2 protein-coding genes are annotated in these 3,295 nt (G+C 75.7%); both read left to right on the top strand.

Features of this window, described 5'->3' with window-relative positions; genetic code table 11:
* Positions 1 to 313 precede the first annotated feature (313 nt).
* Positions 314 to 2,383, top strand: coding sequence for a hypothetical protein (locus AOK16_RS19645; protein ID WP_055473516.1), 2,070 nt, complete (start codon positions 314 to 316; stop codon positions 2,381 to 2,383).
* A gap of 106 nt (positions 2,384 to 2,489) precedes the next feature.
* The gene (locus AOK16_RS19640) at positions 2,490 to 3,218 is read left to right on the top strand and encodes a TetR/AcrR family transcriptional regulator (RefSeq protein WP_079101568.1); all 729 of its coding nucleotides are present in this window, start codon (positions 2,490 to 2,492) and stop codon (positions 3,216 to 3,218) included.
* Positions 3,219 to 3,295: the final 77 nt, after the last annotated feature.

Raw genomic sequence — 3,295 nt, 5'->3', positions numbered from 1 at the left:
TGCTGTGCCCGCCGGACTGCCAACGGAGCGCAGTCCGGCGGGCACAGCATGGCCACGGGGGTGGACCCGCGTACGGAACCGTCAGGTCCGGCGGCCCGTTTCGGCCTGGAGCGGCCACCTTCCGGAACGGAGTACGGCGCGTCGCCGGGTGTGGACCGGGTTGTACCCACCCTCGCCAGACTGTGTCCGGGGGCCTCGGCCCCTGGTGGAACGCATGCCCGCAACCCGGCTGAGCCGATGGCTCACCGCTACGCGCAAGGCGCGTCGCCACGCACCCGAGTGACCATAAGACCATTCGCTCGTTCAGCTGAATGTGACCTCACGGGAAGCGACAGCCACGAACGCGCCCCCCTCGGTTGAGCCGGTAGGGCTCGAGGAGGCCGAGGCCGCACTCGTCGAGCACTATCCGCGGCTCGTGCGCATCGCGTACCTCGTCCTGCCTCCCGGCCTCGGCCGAAGCCGCCGCGTCCTCACCGCGCACGCGCTCGCCCAGCGCGCCCTGCCGCGCGGGCGCGCGGGCGGCATCGCAGGCGGCGGCGCGGAGCGCGGACTGCCCCGCCTGCCGCGCGTACCGGTGCAACGCGGTGAGGAGTTCACCGGCTCGGCGGGCGCGGGCTACGCCTTCCTCCGGCTGCGCGTCCTGCGCGCCGCGCTCGCCGCGGGTGCCCCGCGGCGGCGCTGGGGACTGCCACGCCTGGCAGCCCTGCCACCTCTCCTGCCACAGGTGTGGGGCCTGCACCTGTTCCCCCGCTCCGGCGGCGCCGACGAACTCGCCCTCGACCAAGCCCTGTCGGAGCTGTCCCCGCCCGCCCGCGCCGCGTACGTCCTGGGGAGCCTGGAGGGGCTGACCGCCCGCGAGGTCCGGCGGCTGCTGGAGGCGGCCGGGGTGCGGGACGCGCGGACGGCGCTCAGCGAGGCCTCGCTCGTGCCCGTACCCAACGGCAGCTGGGACGAAATCCTTCTGGAATCACCGGAGTTCGACCCCTGCACGCTGCAGGCCCGCCCCACCGACCTGCTGCGCCGCCGCCAGCACCTGCGCGCGGCGCTCGCCGCCACCGCGGCCGTCGTCGTCTGCGGCACGCTGCTGGGGCTGCCGGGCGACGGCTGGGCGCCGAGCGGTTCGGCCGCCCCGCCGTACGCCCGCAACCCGGCCGCCGAGGCCGCCCTTGACCCGGCCGCGCTGACGAAGTCGGCCCCGGCGGCGTGGCGTACGGCCGACCGTACGGGCTTCGCCACCTGGCCCGCGCGCGGCGACCGCGTCGACGACCGGGCGCTGCTGCGGCGCGCGCTGGCGGTCTGGGCGCGGCCGAGCGGGTCGGTGCGCGTCTCGGCGACGCCCGGTACGGCCTCGGGCCCGCCGCCCGGGCCCGCGCAGTTGCTGTACGCGGGCGAGGTGGACCGGGCGGCGGTGGTACTGCTGTACGACGGGCTGCGGGTGGTGCGGTACGCAGAGCCGGCGTCGGCCGCGGGCGCTGCGGGGCCCGGTGACCGCGGCGACGCGGTGCTGGACTTCGCGCGGACGGATGGGGCGGAGGCGGCGTCGGCCGCGGCGCTGGTGGTCGGGCGCGCGGGTGGCAACGTCCGCTATCTGACGGCGCCTTGGGTGTCGGAGGCCCGGGTGCGGGATCTGCTGCGGCCGGGGGCCGCCGGGGAGCCGCTGCGCCGCTCGGGTGACGGGGTCACGGCTCCGGTGCCGAGTATGGCTGCCACGGCTGGCATGACTGGCACGACCGTGTCTGCCACTGCCGCGTGCCGTGCGTGGCCCGCGCTGGAAGTCCGTGTGTCACCGGTGGCAGCTGGCAGTCGGGCACCGCAGGTTCTGGCAGACCTGGCAGAGCTGACACCTGCCCGGCTGACCTACGGCGATCCGGCCGGGCCGCCGCGGGAGGCGTCGGAGAGCGGGGCGGCGCGGGCGGCCTGGGCGCGTACGGCCTGCCGGCTGCCGCAGGTGCGCGGGATGGGCGTACGGGCGGTCAACGCCTGGCCGTTCGCGCGGCAGCCCTTGCCGGGTGGCGGTGGCACGGCTTCCTGGGTGTGCACGCGCGCGGAGACGTGGCAGGGCCGTGGCAGTCGGGTCTGGGCGCAGTTCCTACCGCCGGCTGCCAAGCCTGCCAGTCCGGCGGCGGTGGCGGCCCGGGCCGAGAACACGACGGCCTGTGGGCCCCGCGCACCGCGCGTCCTGGCGGGCGTGCTGTGGAAGTCGCGTACCGGGCAGTGGTACGTACTGGCCGCGGGGAGCGGGCAGGTGGCGTCCATCACGGCGTCGGGCGGCGTACGGGGCGAGGCGGACGGCAACCTGCTGGCGGTCCCGGCGAGGCCGGGGGCGCGTGCGGCGCTGAAGGGGCGCGTGGCGGGCGGCGGGCAACTCGGCGCGCTCCGCTGAGGGTTGGGCGCATAGGAGCCCGGCGCCCGGGGCAGACCCTGGGCTGGACCCGGGGTACGCCCGGGCAGGCTCCCACTCCCGAAACACGCCCCGTTAGGGTGAACCCATGACGACTGGGGTTGTGCGCCGGCGCCGAATGGGCGTAGAGGAACGGCGCGAGCAGCTGATTGCCGTGGCGCAGGAACTGTTCAGCCAGCGCCCCCCGGCAGAGGTGTCGATCGACGACATCGCGACGGCCGCCGGTATATCGCGCCCGCTCGTCTACCACTACTTCCCGGGCAAGCACAGCCTGTACGACGAGGTGGTGCGGCGCGCGGCCGACGAACTGACCGGCCGCTTCGCCGAGCCGCGCGAAGGTCCGCTCGGCGCGCGGCTGCTGCGGGTGATGGGCCGCTTCTTCGACTTCGTCGCGGACCACGGCCCGGGGTTCGAGGCGCTGCTGCGCGGCAGCTCGACCCTCGGCTCGGAGTGCGCGACGGCGACGATCGACGAGGTGCGCCGGTCCGCGTACGACCACATGCTGGCCCACCTCGGGGTCACGGCCCCCGGCCCGCGTGTCACCCTGGCAGTCCGCTCCTGGATTCATCTGGCAGAAATGGCAGCCCTGGCCTGGCTGGCCAACCGCGACATCCCGCGCGCGGAGCTGGAGTTGCAGCTGGTGCACGACTTCATGGCGCTGGTGACGGTCAGCGCGGCCTATGACGAGGAGTGCGCGGCCCTGGCCCGCGAGATAGCCGCCCACGAACCAGGGCTCGCGCTGGACGGCCCACCCGTCTCGTCGGCGGCTCTCTCCACCCAGCCGACCCCGGCGGCGGCCTCACCGGCCACGGTCTGAAACGCCGGGACCCCGCCCACGCCCATGGAGCCGTGAGCAGGGCCCCGCAGCCGAGCAGGTCAGCGGTCAGCGGTCAG

The sequence above is a fragment of the Streptomyces pathocidini genome (assembly GCF_001418495.1).
GTDB classification, from domain to species: domain Bacteria; phylum Actinomycetota; class Actinomycetes; order Streptomycetales; family Streptomycetaceae; genus Streptomyces; species Streptomyces pathocidini.
Note: the sequence above shows the minus strand (reverse complement) of the source record. Positions and strands in the feature narration are given on the sequence as shown.